15 protein-coding genes are annotated in these 17,003 nt (G+C 58.2%); 10 read left to right on the top strand and 5 right to left on the bottom strand.

Annotated elements, in window-relative coordinates:
- The first annotated feature begins 383 nt into the window (after nt 1–383).
- The 4 genes from HNO86_RS09535 to HNO86_RS09550 all read left to right on the top strand — a co-directional run bounded on the left by HNO86_RS09535 (nt 384) and on the right by HNO86_RS09550 (nt 5,566).
- Nucleotides 384–1,988 (top strand): tetratricopeptide repeat-containing response regulator, encoded by a 1,605-nt coding sequence (locus HNO86_RS09535; RefSeq protein ID WP_175376752.1) that lies wholly within the window; start codon nt 384–386, stop codon nt 1,986–1,988.
- Complete coding sequence (locus HNO86_RS09540) at nt 1,985–2,677, top strand: sensor histidine kinase KdpD (protein WP_175376753.1); 693 nt, start codon at nt 1,985–1,987, stop codon at nt 2,675–2,677. Before HNO86_RS09535 ends, HNO86_RS09540 begins: the two co-directional genes overlap by 4 nt.
- Before the next feature lie 216 nt (nt 2,678–2,893).
- A complete protein-coding gene (locus tag HNO86_RS09545) occupies nt 2,894–4,135 on the top strand; it encodes a glutamine synthetase family protein (protein ID WP_175376911.1) in 1,242 nt (413 codons plus the stop codon).
- 69 nt (nt 4,136–4,204) lie between these two features.
- A complete protein-coding gene (locus HNO86_RS09550) occupies nt 4,205–5,566 on the top strand; it encodes an MFS transporter (protein ID WP_175376754.1) in 1,362 nt (453 codons plus the stop codon).
- 63 nt (nt 5,567–5,629) lie between these two features.
- Here the strand turns inward: HNO86_RS09550 and HNO86_RS09555 are convergent, their stop codons facing one another.
- From HNO86_RS09555 to flgA, 4 genes are all read right to left on the bottom strand, one after another.
- Entirely contained in the window at nt 5,630–6,376 is a 747-nt protein-coding gene (locus HNO86_RS09555) for a flagellar brake protein (RefSeq protein WP_175376755.1), read from the bottom strand.
- Nucleotides 6,377–6,469: 93 nt separating this feature from the next.
- On the bottom strand, nt 6,470–6,937 hold the full coding sequence (locus HNO86_RS09560; RefSeq protein WP_175376756.1) for a flagella synthesis protein FlgN: 468 nt from the start codon (nt 6,935–6,937) through the stop codon (nt 6,470–6,472).
- 48 nt (nt 6,938–6,985) lie between these two features.
- Complete coding sequence (gene flgM, locus HNO86_RS09565; protein WP_175376757.1) at nt 6,986–7,312, bottom strand: flagellar biosynthesis anti-sigma factor FlgM; 327 nt, start codon at nt 7,310–7,312, stop codon at nt 6,986–6,988.
- A 177-nt stretch (nt 7,313–7,489) separates the two neighbouring features.
- Nucleotides 7,490–8,251 (bottom strand): flagellar basal body P-ring formation chaperone FlgA, encoded by a 762-nt coding sequence (gene flgA / locus HNO86_RS09570; protein WP_175376758.1) that lies wholly within the window; start codon nt 8,249–8,251, stop codon nt 7,490–7,492.
- Nucleotides 8,252–8,332: 81 nt separating this feature from the next.
- On the opposite strand from flgA, the gene HNO86_RS09575 reads away from it, so the two are divergent.
- From HNO86_RS09575 to flgE, 6 genes are all read left to right on the top strand, one after another.
- Nucleotides 8,333–9,265, top strand: a complete 933-nt coding sequence (locus HNO86_RS09575) for a chemotaxis protein CheV (protein WP_015096472.1) — start codon at nt 8,333–8,335, stop codon at nt 9,263–9,265.
- 46 nt (nt 9,266–9,311) lie between these two features.
- Complete coding sequence (gene cheR, locus HNO86_RS09580) at nt 9,312–10,139, top strand: protein-glutamate O-methyltransferase CheR (RefSeq protein ID WP_175376759.1); 828 nt, start codon at nt 9,312–9,314, stop codon at nt 10,137–10,139.
- 341 nt (nt 10,140–10,480) lie between these two features.
- Entirely contained in the window at nt 10,481–10,888 is a 408-nt protein-coding gene (gene flgB, locus HNO86_RS09585) for a flagellar basal body rod protein FlgB (RefSeq protein WP_175376760.1), read from the top strand.
- A 3-nt stretch (nt 10,889–10,891) separates the two neighbouring features.
- Nucleotides 10,892–11,335 (top strand): flagellar basal body rod protein FlgC, encoded by a 444-nt coding sequence (gene flgC, locus HNO86_RS09590; RefSeq protein WP_175376761.1) that lies wholly within the window; start codon nt 10,892–10,894, stop codon nt 11,333–11,335.
- A 15-nt stretch (nt 11,336–11,350) separates the two neighbouring features.
- Nucleotides 11,351–12,073 carry a flagellar hook assembly protein FlgD gene (flgD, locus tag HNO86_RS09595; RefSeq protein ID WP_175376762.1) on the top strand — a complete coding sequence of 241 codons (723 nt, stop codon included), beginning with the start codon at nt 11,351–11,353 and terminating at the stop codon, nt 12,071–12,073.
- 31 nt (nt 12,074–12,104) lie between these two features.
- Nucleotides 12,105–13,430, top strand: a complete 1,326-nt coding sequence (gene flgE / locus HNO86_RS09600) for a flagellar hook protein FlgE (protein WP_175376763.1) — start codon at nt 12,105–12,107, stop codon at nt 13,428–13,430.
- 235 nt (nt 13,431–13,665) lie between these two features.
- Here the strand turns inward: flgE and HNO86_RS09605 are convergent, their stop codons facing one another.
- Nucleotides 13,666–16,569, bottom strand: a complete 2,904-nt coding sequence (locus HNO86_RS09605) for a ribonucleoside-diphosphate reductase subunit alpha (protein ID WP_175376764.1) — start codon at nt 16,567–16,569, stop codon at nt 13,666–13,668.
- Nucleotides 16,570–17,003 lie beyond the last annotated feature (434 nt).

Consider the following 17,003-nt stretch of genomic DNA (forward strand, 5'->3'; position numbering starts at 1 on the left):
ATCGCCGATGGTAGTGTGGGGTTTCCCCATGTGAGAGTAGGTCATCGTCAAGATTAAATTCCGAAACCCCAATTGCGAAAGCAGTTGGGGTTTTGTTTTTGCGCACGAAAAATTTCGCAGAAAACCCAGCCTCAGCTCTTCCCCTCTCCATGGCTTATCGCAGGCAAATCGCGCGATTACGCATCTCTCCCTTCAAGAGAACGCCACCCCTGGCCGATAACCATACAGTCACAGGGTCTTCATTTCTCGCAATCGTTGTTCAGAGAAATCGCTTGATAGCCTATGGCTACTAGCTATTATCTGCGCGCGTAAAGAAACAGTGACGCTGATCGCCCATTGATTTGCCTTTCGGTTCTTCTTCTTAAATTGCCTGGAAATCTTCGATGCTGTCGTATCACCAAAAGAGTTTTCTGATCGTCGATGATTTTTCGGACTTCCGCAGCTCGGTCAGGTCCATGCTGCGCGAACTGGGCGTCAAGGATGTGGATACCGCCGACACCGGCGAGCAGGCACTGAAAATGTGCTCGCAGAAATCCTACGATTTCATCCTGCAGGACTTCCACCTGGGGGATGGCAAGAAGAACGGTCAGCAGGTGCTTGAAGACCTGATGATCGAGAAGCTGATCAGCCATGAAAGTGTATTTGTCATGGTGACTGCCGAAACCAGTCAGGCAATGGTACTCAGCGCGTTGGAGCACGAACCCGACGCATATCTGACCAAGCCTTTCAACCGTTCCAGCCTGGCACAGCGTCTTGAGCGTCTGGTGCAGCGTAAAACGTTGCTCAAGCCAATCCTGCAGGCCCTCGACCGAGGCAACCCGGCTGAAGTGCTCAATGCCTGCATTGCTCTATGCAAGCAGGACATCCGCTACTCGCCGTTGTGCCTGCGTTATCGCGCCGATGCATTGCGCGACCTGAATCAGAATGAAGCGCTGGAGCGTCTCTACGACAGCATCATCGCCGATCGCCCCTTGCCCTGGGCCTATGCCGGATTGGGCAAACTGCTGTTCAAGCGTGGGCAGGTTGCCCAGGCTAAAGGCGTCTACGAAAAGGCGCTCAAAGTGTTTCCCATGATGCCGACGCTCTACGACGGCATGGCGGATGTATTGGTGGCAGAAGGGGACACCAAGTCCGCCCAGAAAGTATTGGAAGAAGCGATTCGCCTGTCGCCATTGGCAGTACGACGTCAGGCGCAGCTGGGCAAATTGGCGATGACCAATGAAGACTTCGACACAGCCTCCAAAGCCTACCGACAGGCTGTTACCCAAGGCGCTCAGTCACGTTTCAAGGATGCCGAGAGCAACCTTGGTCTGGCTCACGCCCTGATCAGTAAGGGCAGCGAAAAAGGCCTGGATACCCGTACCCGACTGGAGATCAACACAACGCTGAGTGCCGTAGCCAAGGAAAACCCTTCCGATCCTGGCCTGCAGATCCGTGCGCGTTTGATGAAGGCCACCAGCCTGTTGCTCAACGATGCCGAAACCGCTGAAAAGCTCACCGAGCAAGCAATGCTGCGTCTCGATGGCATGGAGCAGTTCATGAGCGCCGAGGCGGCGTTGTTAGTGGCAAAGCAGTTGCAAATGCTCGGACAGGCGGAAGCCGGTACGTCGATGCTGAAAAACTGTGTGGAAATTTACGGCGACGATCCGGCTGTCATGAAAGACATTGCCAAGCTCACCGATGATCCGACCATTCTCAACGCCGGCAATGCCGCGGCGGACCTCAACCGGCAGGGCGTGCGCGTCTACAAAACCGGCAATCTGGTCGAGGCTCGGGAAGTATTCCGTAAAGCCCTGACAATGCAGCCAAAGAACATCAGCATCGCGTTGAACATGGCGCAATCGCTGCTGCACGGTACAGATACCAGCGTGCCATCGGCCGAGCTCGAAGAATGTCGAAAGTGCCTGAAAATGGTCGGTCTGATGCCTGACACCGATGCCCGTTATCCGCGCTACCAGAAGCTCAAAAGCAAGGCGTTTGGCGAATGAACGACAACCAGCAAAACCTTGATTTTTCCACGGTGATCGCGTCGACCGTGCACGACATGAAAAACTCGTTGGCCATGCTCATGCAGGCCCACAGCCAATGGTTGGCGAAGCTTCCTGACCCTGCGGCGCATACGCCGGAACAGGGCGTTATCGAGTTCGAGTTCGCTCACCTCAACGGTATGCTCGTGCAGTTGCTGGGCCTCTACAAGCTGGGGGTGAACCAGATGCCTTTGCAACCGGCCTATCACGAACTGGATGACTTCATCGAAGCACAGCTAGCCTGTCATCAAGAGGTATTCGCCAGCCGCGGTATCGCTGCGACCTTCGAGGTCGACCCCTTGAGTCCGTTGGGATTCTTCGATCGTGAACTGATCGCCTCGGTACTGGCCAACTGCATCAACAACGCCATCCGCTATGCCCGTCATGCCGTCCTGATCAGCGCCAGTGATGAAGCGGGGCAATTGGTGCTGACCATCAACGATGACGGCGAGGGCTACCCTGCGCAGATGATCGAGCATCAGTCGGATTACGTGCAGGGCATCAATCAAAGTAGCGGCAGTACCGGCCTGGGGTTGTACTTTGCCGGGCGTATTGCGGCATTGCATCAGCGCAACGGTGTCGTCGGGCGGACTGAAATCAACAATGGCGGTCCATTGGGCGGCGGGCTTTTCAGTATTTATCTACCCTGATCCGATTTGCAGTACCTGCAGATTTTTGTTTGACGCTGCTTGATATTCCGAACACGCGGAGCCTATTTTGTGCGGGTTACCGTTCTCGGTTCGCATAAAAACAAGGATAGCGTCATGACAACCGATGGCCCGAGTTCACTCGCGCAGCGATTGAAGGGCATTGATGAAATTGAGTGTGTCACGCCCGATCTGAATGGCGTGCCACGGGGAAAAGTGATGACCGCCGAGGGCTTCCTGGAAGGCCGTCGTCTGCAGATGGCGCGGGGCGTGCTGCTGCAATGCATCATGGGCGGATATCCGCCAGCGCGTTTTTACGGCAGTGACGATAGCGATCTCGCACTGGTACCCGATCCCGCGCAAATCCATCATTTACCCTGGAGCAAGCCGCCTCGTGCCTTCGCCATTTGCGATGCGGATGAGTTGACCGGAGAAAGCTCCAACCTCTCGACTCGAGGCCAGCTCAAGAAAGTCATCCAGCGCTACGCGGCCGCAGGTCTAACACCGGTGGTGGCGACAGAGCTAGAGTTTTTTGTCTTCGCCGCCAACGTCGATCCGACTCAACCCTTCCAGCCTCCGGTAGGCCTGGACGGTCGTCGCGAAGACGGTCAGTCCGCATTCAGCGTCAGCTCCAACAACGGTTTGCGGCCATTCTTCAATGAGGTCTACGAATGCATGGCGGCTCTGGGTTTGCCGCGCGATACCTTCATGCACGAAATGGGCGTCAGCCAGTTCGAGATCAACCTGCTGCACGGCGATGCGCTGTTACTGGCCGATCAGACGTTCCTGTTCAAGCACCTTCTCAAGGAAGTCGCACTCAAGCATGGCTTGAGCGTGGTGTGCATGGCCAAGCCGCTGGCTCATACGCCGGGCAATTCGATGCATATTCACCAAAGCATCGTCGATTCCGGCACCGGACTTAACGTGTTCAGCGATGAGACCGGTCAGCCAACCGCGGCCTTCCGTCATTTCATCGCTGGCCAGCAAGCCTGCATGGCGGATTTCACCGCGCTGTTTGCGCCGAATGTGAATTCGTATCAGCGCTTGTGTCACCCCTACGCATCCCCGAATAATGCCTGCTGGTCCCATGACAACCGGGCCGCGGGTTTGCGCATTCCGGCCAGTTCGCCGGTCGCTCGTCGGGTCGAGAATCGTTTGCCGGGCGCCGACGCCAATCCGTATCTGGCGATTGCCGCCAGCCTGGCCGCCGGGTTGTACGGTATTGAGCAAAAGCTGGAGCCGAGCGAACCCATCCAGGGTGAATTCAAAGTGCCGGACAATCTTTCGTTGCCTTGTACCTTGCATGCCGCTCTTGAACGTCTGAATCGAAGCCAGTTGGCGAAGGAACTGTTCGGCACCGAATTCATCGAAGGTTACATCGCTTCGAAGACCATGGAGTTGACCAGCTTCCTGGATGAAATTACTCCCTGGGAACGGCGTGTTCTAGCGGCCCAGGCCTGACGCACTGTCTATAACGGTCTATCTTTTCGGTAGTCCGAATCTCACTGCAAGGAGCCGCTCGGAACGCCGATGCGCCAAATCTGGAAACCCTTTCGAGCGCTATATTTCGCCTCGCTGATGATGTTGATCGGCTCCGGCTTGCTGAGTACTTACCTGGGCCTTCGTCTGGCGGCTGACCACGTCGACAGCCTGTGGGTCGGTGCATTGATGGCGGCCAACTACTTCGGTCTGGTGCTGGGCGGCAAGATCGGCCACCGCTTGATCGCCCGAGTCGGGCACATTCGAGCCTACTCGGCCTGTGCCGGGATCGTCGGTGCGGCGGTACTCGGTCATGGGCTGGTGAACTTTCTTCCGGCCTGGATCTTTCTGCGGGTGATCGTGGGCCTGGGAATGATGTGCCAGTACATGGTCATCGAGAGCTGGCTGAACGAGCAGGCCGAAGCGAGCCAGCGTGGCACGGTATTCAGTGGTTACATGATCGCGTCCTACCTTGGCCTGGTGCTGGGGCAGCTGATTCTGGTCATGCACCCGGGCCTGGGCCTGGAACTGCTGATGCTGGTCGCACTGTGCTTTGCCCTGTGCCTGGTGCCGGTAGCGCTGACGCGTCGGATTCACCCGGCACCGTTGCGGCCGGCACCCATGGAGCCGCGATTCTTCATAAAGCGTGTCCCTCAATCCTTGAGTACCGTGCTCGGTGCCGGTCTGATCATCGGCTCGTTCTACGGTCTGGCGCCGCTGTACGCGTCGCAGCAGGGGCTGTCCACCGAGCAGGTCGGTCTGTTCATGGGTAGCTGCATTTTCGCTGGCCTGTTGGTGCAGTGGCCGTTGGGATGGCTGTCCGACCGTTATGACCGGGCGGTGCTGATTCGCTTTTTTGCCGTGATCCTGGCGTTGGCGGCCTTGCCTTTGGCGATCCTCAAGCAGGTGCCGCTGGAGGTGCTGTTCATCGCCGGCTTCGTCTGCTCCCTGGTAAAGTTCTGCCTCTATCCGCTGGCCGTAGCCTTCTCCAACGACCACGTGGAAGCCGATCGTCGAGTGTCCCTGACCGCGATGTTGCTGGTGACCTACGGCGTGGGTGCCAGTATCGGCCCGTTGGCCGCAGGCGTGCTGATGAAGATGTTCGGCAGCCACATGCTGTATGCCTTCTTCGTCTTCTTCGCTTTGGTGCTGGTGTGGCGAATTCGTCCGAAAGCGGTCACCAACCTGCATCAGGTGGACGACGCACCGCTGCATCACGTGGCCATGCCGGACAGTATGTCGAGTTCGCCACTGGTGGCGTGCCTGGATCCGCGGGTCGATGAGCAAGTGGTTCACGATCAGATGCAAAGCCCGCCTCCTGAGCCGAGTCCGGAGCCGGAACCACAATCCGATACTCCACCACAGCAGCCGGATTTGGATAACGAGCAGCGTTTGAACGAAGCCAGGCCTTAACGGCAGGCATAAAAAAACGGGCAGTCACCGCAAGGGACTGCCCGTTTTTTTGACGCGCCGTTATCAGAAGTCGTCTTTGTCGAAGCGCCGTGCTTCGCGTTGCAGCTGATAAACGAAACGCTCGACCTGCCGTTGCACCAGGCCGCTCATGTTGTGAAAGCGTACGCCGGCAAAGGTTGTGGCGATTTTTTCTTCGAAGTGCAGGTAGCGCAACTCGACCGGAGCCATCATCTTGCCGAAGGGCAGGGCGGCCACGAAGCGGTCATAGACCTGGCCCAGTTGCAGGCTGCCGGTAATGTCGCCGGAAAAACGCAATTTGCAACCGGTGGCCGAGATGTCCAGCAGTTTGCCGCTGATCGGTGCCTTGAGTTTTTCGCCGTCCAGATCGACGTCGACCAGTTGCGCGAGCTTCAGTGCAGCACGGAACGCATTGCGGCGTTGGTGATAGATCACTTCATCCGGAAGCGTGCCGCGGTAGCAGCGGCTGCCACCGGACTCATCGATGGTCAGCGGGCCGTTGCTTTCCCACGCGATGCGCACGCCTTCGTGGAAGCCTTCGACCTTGAAGGGTTCGCCGGCCAGCAGATAGCGTTCGCCGTCGCGAGGAATCATTTCGTCCAGGGCAATCATGTTGCTCTCGCGATCGATGTCCACCAGATAGCTCTGGAAGCGCTGGCTGCGCTCGTGGAACGTAATGATCAGCGGGTCATGACTTTCTTGCAGTTGGCGAAGGTTGCCGGAGATTTCCAGGGGCGTGCTGAGCACCTTGGGTGGCTGCGGAGCATCGTCCGCATTTAAGGCAATGGACACGGTTAATCAATCTCCAGACAAATTTTGACTACGGCTTGCCGGCATTTTGCCAGCATGTTTCGTATCTTGATAGAGCGTGCTCGTCGGCGCGGCTCAAGCCTGACTGAGTGGGCGCGGTTTCACAAGCTTGGAAAAGGTTCCACTGGCATCATAGAGCGCTGGAGGTTCGCCGCCAGTAAGAATTTTCAGTTGTGTGGCCGTGGCGGCCTGCTGCACCAGGATCGACTGGCCGTTGTTGGCATTGGTCGCCTGGCATTGGCTCAGCAGATCGTTCAGCACATCGCTTTGCGCGAGCAGGGATTCGCCGATGCTCGACTGGCTGGCCAGTTGCTCCAGGCCGCTGCGGTTGGCGGGAAGATTGAGGCTGGCGAGGATTTCGCTGCGCTTACGGCCATGCTGTTCGAGCAAGATGATCAATGCCTGCTTCTGCGCCAGGATGCCTTCGAGCAGGTACATGTCGCGACCGTGCAGGGCGAGGGATTCGGTACGCAGTAACTCCAGCAGTTGTTGCGCTGGAGCAAAGTCGTCGGTGATCAGTTGCAGTAGATTCGTGTCGTGCATGGCTGGCCTTGGGTTTTAAGCGTCCAAAAGCCTGGCGCGGGCCGTAGCCTAGCGCTGGGCTTCGAAGTTGAGCAGTTTGCTGGCTACACGGTTGCTGTCGACTTTATAGCTGCCATCGGCAATCGCTGCTTTCAACTCGGCCACCCGGGCTTTGTCGACGACAGGCTGATCGCGCAGCGTATCAGTGACCTTCTGCAACTGTTGAGCCTCATTGCTGAGATGTACCGACTCCCCGACTGTAGCGGTCCCGGCCTGTTCGCTCGGGCTGTTCAGCGGCGCGGATTTGCCGCTTTCGGCGGTTTCCTTGGGCGCGCTGGTACGTGTACTGCCGGTAAGTGACGAGGAGCTGTTCAAACGGCTGAAATCGATAACCATGATAAAAAACCTCTGGGAATTTGGACGCTTGCCATGTTTTCGGCCATTCCCTGGAAAACTTTAGGCTCATTTATCGAGAGCTTGCACACGTCAGCGCTTGCCCTGAATGGAGCACAGTTTAGGGAACAGACATGGCCCGCGCCACATCTTCACTCGCGGTAAATCCTCAATGGCGGGTTACATTGATACCTCCACCTGTCCCGGGGCGATGACTTGCGCCTTGATGACCCGCTGGGAGTTGAGGTTTTTCACTCGAATCTGTTCGCTCATGCCGCCATTGGCCAGCGCTTCGCCGGGCATCCGCACGCTGAGCGTACCGCTGCGGGCGGTGATCACGACCTGATCGCCCTTGCGGATGACTTCCGCCTGTTCGAGGTTCACCAGGGTGACGACCTGATCGGCGACCATTGGTCGGGTCAGTCGTTGCCCGATCGCCTGATCCAGGGACGTCAGGTAACCCTGGTTGATCGCGCTGATATCGCGCTCGCGCAGGATCACGTCTTCAGGTTCGACAATGCCGGTGCGCCGAAGCGGTCGGGTGGTGGTCACGACGTCGCGAAACAGGCGCACTTGAGCGGGCACGAAGACGGTCCATGGGGACGATCCTTCACAGCGAACCTTGACCGTGACCCGTCCCAGAGGCTTTGCCGGGCTCTCCAGCGACGCTGTCAATTCCTTGTCGCACATCGGCATGCGCAGTCGCGGGTCGAGCTGGTTGACCTGGATCTCGTAGCGACCTTCCGTTTGACTGGTGGCCAGATAGTCTTCTACGGTGAATTCAAGAAAGCCCTGAGTGACGCCGATAAGCATGTCAGGCAAGGTAACCGTATCGGCAAGGGCAGGGCTGCCAGCGTTGAACAGGCAGACAGCTGCCATCGCGGCCAGGTATTTACGGCCGGTGGTGGTCAAGCGTCGAAAAAACGTCGGTTCTGTATTCATAAAAAGATAAATAGCAAGCGCCGTGCCGTTTACGGATGAAGGCGCGTCGCAACAAGTCAGCGTTGGTGTAGGAGTCTGGGCATGGCTGGTGTAATGGATTCGGTTAACCAGCGCACGCAACTGGTGGGGCAGAATCGCCTTGAGCTGTTGTTGTTCCGTCTCGACGGCCAGCAGCTGTATGGGATCAACGTCTTCAAGGTTAGGGAGGTGCTGCAATGCCCCCAACTGACGCTGATGCCCAAATCCAGTCCTGTCGTGTGCGGCGTGGCAAATATTCGGGGGGCGACCATTCCGATCCTGGATCTGGCAATGGCAACCGGCTCCGGTGCGTTGAAGGACAAGAACAACCCGTTCGTGATCATCACGGAGTACAACACCAAGACCCAGGGTTTCCTGGTCCGCTCGGTGGAGCGCATCGTCAACATGAACTGGGAAGAGATCCATCCGCCACCCAAGGGGACCGGTCGCGATCACTACCTGACGGCGGTGACGCGGGTCGACAACCAGTTGGTTGAAATCATCGACGTCGAGAAAGTGCTGGCGGAAGTGGCGCCAACACCGGAAGCGATTTCCGTCGGAGTGGTCGATGTCGAAACCCAGCACAAGGCGCTTTCGCTGCGTGTGCTGACGGTCGATGACTCATCGGTGGCGCGCAAGCAGGTCACGCGTTGCCTGCAGACCGTTGGTGTCGAAGTGGTGGCGTTGAACGATGGGCGGCAGGCGCTGGATTACCTGCGCAAGCTGGTCGATGAAGGCAAGAAGCCGGAAGAAGAGTTCCTGATGATGATCTCCGACATCGAGATGCCGGAAATGGACGGATACACTCTGACGGCCGAGATCCGCAACGACCCGCGCATGCAAAAGCTTCATATCATCCTGCATACTTCATTGTCGGGCGTGTTCAATCAGGCGATGGTCAAGAAAGTCGGTGCCGATGACTTCCTGGCCAAATTCCGTCCTGATGACCTGGCATCCCGGGTGGTCGACCGGATCAAAGCAGCAGACATCAGCTAGGGGCGTTTTGCCCCTGGCAGTCAACACGATTTAAGAGGCGGCAGCATTGTCTACGGGTAATTTGGATTTCGAACAGTTCCGGGTATTCCTGGAAAAAGCCTGTGGCATTTTGCTCGGTGAAAACAAGCAGTATCTGGTCTCGAGCCGTCTCAACAAGCTGATGGAGCAGCAAGGCATCAAGTCCCTCGGGGAGTTGGTCCAGCGTATCCAGACTCAGCCGCGCAGCGGTTTGCGCGAGATGGTGGTGGACGCGATGACGACCAACGAAACCCTGTGGTTTCGTGACACCTATCCATTTGAGGTCTTGAAAAACAAGGTTCTGCCCGAGTCGATCAAGGCCAGTCCCGGCCAGCGCCTGCGCATCTGGTCGGCGGCGTGTTCGTCGGGTCAGGAGCCTTACTCGCTGTCGATGTCCATCGACGAATTCGAGCGGACCAACGTCGGGCAACTGAAGATGGGGGTGCAGATTGTCGCCACCGATCTGTCCAGCACCATGTTGACCAACTGCAAGACCGGCGAGTACGACAGCCTGGCCATCGGCCGTGGCCTGTCGCCCGAGCGACTGCAGCGTTACTTCGATCCGAAAGGACCGGGGCGCTGGGTGATCAAGGCGCCGATCAAGAGTCGGGTGGAGTTCCGCTCCTTCAACCTGCTGGACAGCTACGCGAGTCTCGGCAAGTTCGACATCGTGTTTTGCCGCAACGTCCTGATCTACTTCTCTGCCGAAGTGAAGAAGGACATTCTGTTGCGCATTCACAGCACGCTGAAACCGGGCGGTTATCTGTTCCTCGGCGCCTCCGAGGCGTTGAACGGATTGCCGGACCATTACCAGATGGTTCAGTGCAGCCCGGGGATCATTTACCAGGCGAAGTGATGTTGGCGTGATTGAAAAAAACGGGAGCCCTCAAAGGCTCCCGTTTTTTTATGGCTTTTGTTTACCCGCAGGAGCTGCCGAAGGCTGCGATCTTTTGATCTGGCTTTTAAAAAACAGACTCAAAAGATCGCAGCCTTCGGCAGCTCCTACAGGGGGTGTGTTGCGTTGGAGAAAGCGGCAGAAAAGCGGCATCCGGCGGAAACCGGTTGCCGCTTTTCTGGCATTGCCGCGCTGCCACCGCTCGCAAAGCCCCGGTTTATGGGCGTGTTCTGATTTGGCATGACGCTTGCTAAGACCATCGTACGAAAAATCAGGTCACCCGAAGGTGAAGGTTTCCCGACATGAGCATCAGCTTCGATAAAGCGCTCGGTATTCACGAAAAGGCTCTGGGCTTCCGTGCCCAGCGCGCTGAAGTCCTGGCCAACAACATCGCCAACGCCGACACCCCGAACTACAAAGCGCGGGATCTGGAGTTCTCGAAAGTGCTCGAGGCACAGAACGACAAGGCCAAAAACGGCACGTTCGCCTTGAACATGACCAACAGCCGGCATATCGAAGCCGAAGGCCTGGGCAATGGCGACGAGTCGCTGATGTACCGCACGCCGATGCAGCCTTCGATCGACCAGAACACTGTGGACGCCCAACTGGAGCAGTCGAACTACGCGGAAAACGCGGTCAACTTCCAGGCCAGCTTCACCCTGCTCAACAGCAAATTCAAAGGGCTGATCTCAGCCCTGCGCGGAGAATAAGTCATGTCTCTATCCAGCGTTTTCAACATTGCCGGTAGCGGCATGAGTGCCCAGAACACTCGCCTGAACACCGTCGCATCGAACATCGCCAACGCCGAAACCGTCTCGTCGAGCATCGACCAGACCTACCGCGCCCGTCACCCGGTATTCGCCACCATGTTCCAGGGCGCCCAGAGCGGCGGCAGCGATTCGCTGTTCCAGAACCAGGATGCCGCCGGTCAAGGCGTGCAGGTACTGGGTGTGGTCGAAGACCAGAGCAACCTTGAAGCACGCTACGAGCCGAACCATCCGGCTGCCGACGCCAAGGGCTACGTCTATTACCCGAACGTCAACGTGGTGGAAGAAATGGCCGACATGATTTCCGCCAGCCGTTCGTTCCAGACCAACGCCGAAATGATGAACACCGCCAAAACCATGATGCAGAAAGTCCTGACCCTCGGTCAGTGATAAGGGGCGACTCAGATGAGTGTTTCCGATACCACCAGTGGCCTGTCGCTCAACGACATCCTGGCGAACTCTTCGGTCAAGACCACAAAGGATACCGATAGCCTGGCGTCCGCGGCCGGTAGCGCTACTGGCAAAAAGGCCCTGGGCAAGGATGCGTTCCTGCAGTTGCTGGTGACGCAACTGAAAAACCAGAACCCGCTGGAGCCGCAAGGCAACGGTGAGTTCGTGGCGCAGTTGGCGCAGTTCAGCAGCCTGGAAGGCATCACCACGCTTAACGACACCGTGACCGGCATTGCCGGTGCGTTCGGTTCCTCCCAGGCGTTGCAGGCTTCGTCCCTGGTGGGGCGTTCGGTCATCGCGCCGGGCGACAAGGCCGTGGTAGACACCACCAAGGGCATGACCGGTTCGGTCGTGCTGCCGCAATCGGTTGCCGAAGCCACGGTGAAAATCACCGACAAGGACGGCAAAACCATTCGTACCCTCACCTTGAGCGACCAGAAGGCGGGCAATGCCAGCTTTACCTGGGACGGCAAGGACGAAGCGGGCAACGTGGCCCCGGCGGGTACTTACACCTTCGCCGCAACGACCACCATCGATGATCAGAGCGTCGCGCTGATCACCAACCTGCCGGCGACTGTCACCAGTGTGACCCTGAGCCAGACCGGCGGAGAGTTGATGCTCAATCTGGCGGGCCTGGGCAGTGTCGCCCTGTCCAAAGTGCAAACCATTGGTATATAGAGCCGACTAACCCGGCATACAGGAGTGGAATATGTCTTTCAACATCGGCCTTAGCGGTCTCTATGCTGCCAACAAGCAACTGGACGTGACCGGCAACAACATCGCCAACGTGGCGACCGTCGGCTTCAAATCGTCCCGTGCGGAATTCGAAGATGTGTACTCGGCGACCAAGCTGGGTTCGGGCAGCAAGACCGTCGGTAGCGGCGTGCGCCTGGCCAACGTTTCCCAGCAGTTCACCCAGGGTGACATCAGCAACACCGGCAACGTGCTGGACATGGGCATCAACGGCTCCGGCTTCTTCGTGCTGAACAACAACGGTTCGCTGTCCTACACCCGTGCCGGTACCTTCAAGGTCGACAAGGAAGGCTACGTCACCAACTCCGATGGCACTGCGCGCCTGCAGGGTTATGGTGTGGATGCCAACGGCAAGATCGTCAACGGTGTGTTGACGGATCTGCGTATCGACACTTCCAACCTGGCGCCTAAATCCACGACCACCGTGTCGTCGACGATCAACCTGAACTCCACTGCGTCGATCATTGATCAGACTGTGGCTGCCAACAAGTTCGATCCAGCCAAGCCGGAAACTTTCACCAAGCAGTTCAGCACCCCGATTTTCGACACTCAGGGTAACCAGCACACCATGGATCAGTACATGGTGAAAACCGGTCCGAACACCTGGGATACCTACACCCTGATCGATGGCCGCAACCCTGACGGTAGCGACCCTACCGCGGCAGCTACGCCACCGGTTGCATCGACCATGACTTTCGATACCAGCGGCAAACTGGTTTCGGTCAGCACGCCAAACCCGCCGGGTGCTCCAGTGGTCAGCAGTGATCTGAAAATCACCAACTGGGTACCGGGCAAAGTCACCAATGGCACCTGGGCTGCCAACGGCGCCGCCGCGGATCCGGCAGGCGTGACCATTTCCATGGCCAACACCACCCAGTTCAACGCTGACACCGCGCGTTCGATTCCTGCGCAGAACGGTTACGCCACCGGCCAGATCACCAACCTGACCATCGACGGCAGTGGTGTGATGCTGGCCAACTTCAGCAACTACCAGACCAAACCGATCGGCCAGCTGGCACTGGCCAGCTTCACCAATGAGCAAGGTCTGCAGCCTGTTGGCGGCACCAGCTGGAAGGAAACCTACGCATCGGGCATCCCGGGTTACGATGCGCCGGAAACCGGCACCCTGGGTTCGATCCACTCCAACTCCCTGGAAGAGTCAAACGTCAACGTGACCAACGAACTGGTCGATTTGATCAAGGCGCAGAGCAACTACCAGGCGAACGCCAAGACCATCTCCACCCAGAGCACCATCATGCAGACCATCATTCAGATGACTTGATGCTGGGCAGTGCTGCATAAGGAACCCCTCGAAAGAGGGGTTTTTTTTAAGGTCAAAAGATCGCAGCCTCGTTTCACTCGACAGCTCCTACAGGGCATTGCGGGATCTTGTAGGAGCTGCCGAGTGAAACGAGGCTGCAATCTTTTTGATGTGAAGGGGCAAAAGAAAACCCCCGACAAACCAGAGGTCTGTCGGGGGTTTCAGGTGGGCGCCGTCAGGCGCCTACCGGCTCAGCTTATTGGCAAGCTTCGCAATCCGGCTCGTCGATGGCGCAGGCCTTTGGCACTGGAGCCGGGCCGGCTGGCGCGGTTGGCGCTGCCAGGACCGAGTCGTCACCGTGGTTGCCGCCGCTGGAAACAGCGTTCAGCTTGCCGGTGTTGATGGTCGACTTCTCGGTGCTGGTCGCGGCCAGGGCACGGAGGTAGTAGGTGGTTTTCAGACCACGGTACCAGGCCATGCGGTAGGTCACGTCCAGCTTCTTGCCCGAAGCGCCAGCGATGTACAGGTTCAGCGACTGAGCCTGGTCGATCCACTTCTGACGACGGCTTGCCGCGTCGACGATCCACTTGGTGTCCACTTCGAAAGCAGTCGCGTAGAGCGCCTTGAGCTCGGCCGGAATGCGTTCGATCTGCTGCACGGAACCGTCGTAGTACTTCAGGTCGTTGATCATGACCGAGTCCCACAGACCGCGAGCCTTGAGGTCGCGAACCAGGTACGGGTTGATCACGGTGAATTCGCCCGACAGGTTCGATTTCACATAGAGGTTCTGGTAGGTCGGTTCGATCGACTGCGATACGCCGGTGATGTTGGCGATGGTCGCGGTTGGTGCGATGGCCATGATGTTCGAGTTACGGATGCCTTTCTGTACACGGGCGCGAACCGGTGCCCAGTCCAGGGTTTCCTTCAGGTCGACATCGATGTACTGCGCGCCACGGGCTTCGATCAGGATTTGTTGCGAATCCAGCGGCAGGATGCCCTTGGACCAAAGCGAACCCTGGAACGTCTCGTACGAACCGCGCTCGTCAGCCAGGTCGCAGGACGCCTGGATCGCGAAGTAGCTGACCGCTTCCATGGAAGTGTCGGCGAACTGCACGGCGGCATCGGAGCCGTAAGGAATGTGCTGCAGGTACAGCGCGTCCTGGAAGCCCATGATGCCCAGACCGACCGGACGGTGCTTGAAGTTGGAGTTCTTCGCTTGCGGCACCGAGTAGTAGTTGATGTCGATCACGTTGTCGAGCATGCGCACGGCGGTGTTCACGGTGCGTTGCAGCTTGGCGGTGTCGAGCTGGCCGTTCACGATGTGGTTCGGCAGGTTGATCGAGCCCAGGTTGCAAACGGCGATCTCGTCCTTGTTGGTGTTCAAGGTGATCTCGGTGCACAGGTTCGAGCTGTGAACCACGCCAACGTGCTGCTGCGGGCTGCGCAGGTTGCACGGGTCCTTGAAGGTCAGCCATGGGTGGCCGGTTTCGAACAGCATGGACAGCATCTTGCGCCACAGGTCTTTGGCCTGGATGGTCTTGAACAGCTTGATCTTGCCTGGGTATTCGGTCAGGGCTTCGTAGTACTCGTAGCGCTCTTCGAAGGCCTTGCCGGTCAGGTCGTGCAGGTCCGGAACTTCGGATGGCGAGAACAGGGTCCACTTGCCGTCGTCGAAGACACGCTTCATGAACAGGTCAGGGATCCAGTTGGCGGTGTTCATGTCGTGAGTACGACGACGGTCATCACCGGTGTTCTTGCGCAGCTCGATGAACTCTTCGATGTCCATGTGCCAGGTTTCCAGGTAGGCACAGACAGCGCCTTTGCGCTTGCCACCCTGGTTAACGGCGACGGCGGTGTCGTTCACCACTTTCAGGAACGGAACCACGCCCTGGGATTTGCCGTTGGTGCCCTTGATGTAGGAACCCAGTGCACGAACCGGCGTCCAGTCGTTGCCCAGGCCACCGGCGAATTTCGACAGCATGGCGTTGTCGTGGATCGCGTGGTAGATGCCCGACAGGTCGTCCGGAACGGTGGTCAGGTAGCAGCTCGACAGCTGTGGACGCAGGGTACCGGCGTTGAACAGGGTCGGCGTCGAAGCCATGTAGTCGAAGGACGACAACAGGTTGTAGAACTCGATGGCACGAGCTTCGCGGTCTTTCTCTTCGATCGCCAGGCCCATGGCCACGCGCATGAAGAAGATCTGCGGCAGTTCGAAACGCACGCCATCCTTGTGGATGAAGTAGCGGTCGTAAAGGGTTTGCAGGCCCAGGTAGGTGAATTGCTGGTCGCGCTCGTGGTTGATCGCCTTGCCCAGTTTTTCCAGGTCGAAGGTGGCCAGCTCAGGGTTCAGCAGTTCGTATTCCACACCCTTGGCGACGTAGGCAGGCAGGGCCTTGGCGTACAGGTCGGCCATTTCGTGGTGGGTGGCGCTCTCGGCGACGCCGAGGAAGCCCAGGCCTTCGGCACGCAGGGTGTCCATCAGCAGGCGGGCGGTCACGAACGAGTAGTTAGGCTCGCGCTCGACCAGGGTACGGGCGGTCATCACCAGGGCGGTGTTGACGTCCTTCAGGGCTACGCCGTCGTACAGGTTCTTCAGGGTTTCGCGCTGGATCAGGTCGCCGTCGACTTCTTCCAGGCCTTCGCACGCTTCGCGGACGATGGTGTCCAGGCGGCCCATGTCCAGTGGCGCCAGGCTGCCGTCGGCGCGGGTGATGCGGATCGATGGGTGAGCGTTGACGGTTTCTTCGACCGGGGTGTGCGCTGCGCGCTCCTTGGCGCGCGAGTCGCGGTAGATCACGTAGTCGCGAGCGACTTTCTGCTCGCCGGCACGCATCAGGGCCAGTTCGACCTGGTCCTGGATTTCTTCGATGTGGATGGTGCCGCCCGAAGGCATGCGACGCTTGAAGGTAGCGGTGACCTGTTCGGTCAGACGGGCAACGGTGTCGTGGATTCGCGACGAGGCGGCAGCGGTGCCACCCTCAACTGCGAGAAACGCTTTGGTGATGGCGACGGTGATTTTGTCATCGGTGTAAGGAACGACAGTGCCGTTACGCTTGATCACGCGCAGCTGGCCAGGCGCGGTGGCGGACAGATCCGAAGTCGAATCGGCGGCCGGCGGCAAGGTGCCCTGCGGGTTCTCGCGAGTTGTGTCGGTTTGCATGGGTGTCTCCACGTTCTCTATGTTTGTTTGGGCACCGTCAAGGTGCCCACCGTTCCGTCCTGAAGCACTACAACCGGCAAATGCCGGGCATAACAACTTCGGGACAGTAGGAAGGGTGCTATTGGGGCGCCGCTTCCATGCCGAAGTCTTTGGTCTCACGCCATGGGCCTGAGACCGGGGTCCTTTCAGGTGACAGTTGGGACTGCAACACCCGTACCGTTTTCACCGCTCAGGGCCGAAATACAGTAGCCATCCGCGCGCGCGGATTGGTCTTTCGAAAATACGTTTGGTTCAACCGGATAGTGGCAAGAAAAGCCCTTGAAATCGGGGTCCGGTTTGTGTTTGGTTTTTTGCGCAAAACCCTACATCTAGGGTTTTTTTGGCGCAGGGCTACAAGATAATGCGTTTTGGGGAGGGATTGCAACGTACTACCT

It is taken from the genome of Pseudomonas sp. C1C7 (assembly GCF_013359595.1).
Lineage (GTDB): Bacteria > Pseudomonadota > Gammaproteobacteria > Pseudomonadales > Pseudomonadaceae > Aquipseudomonas.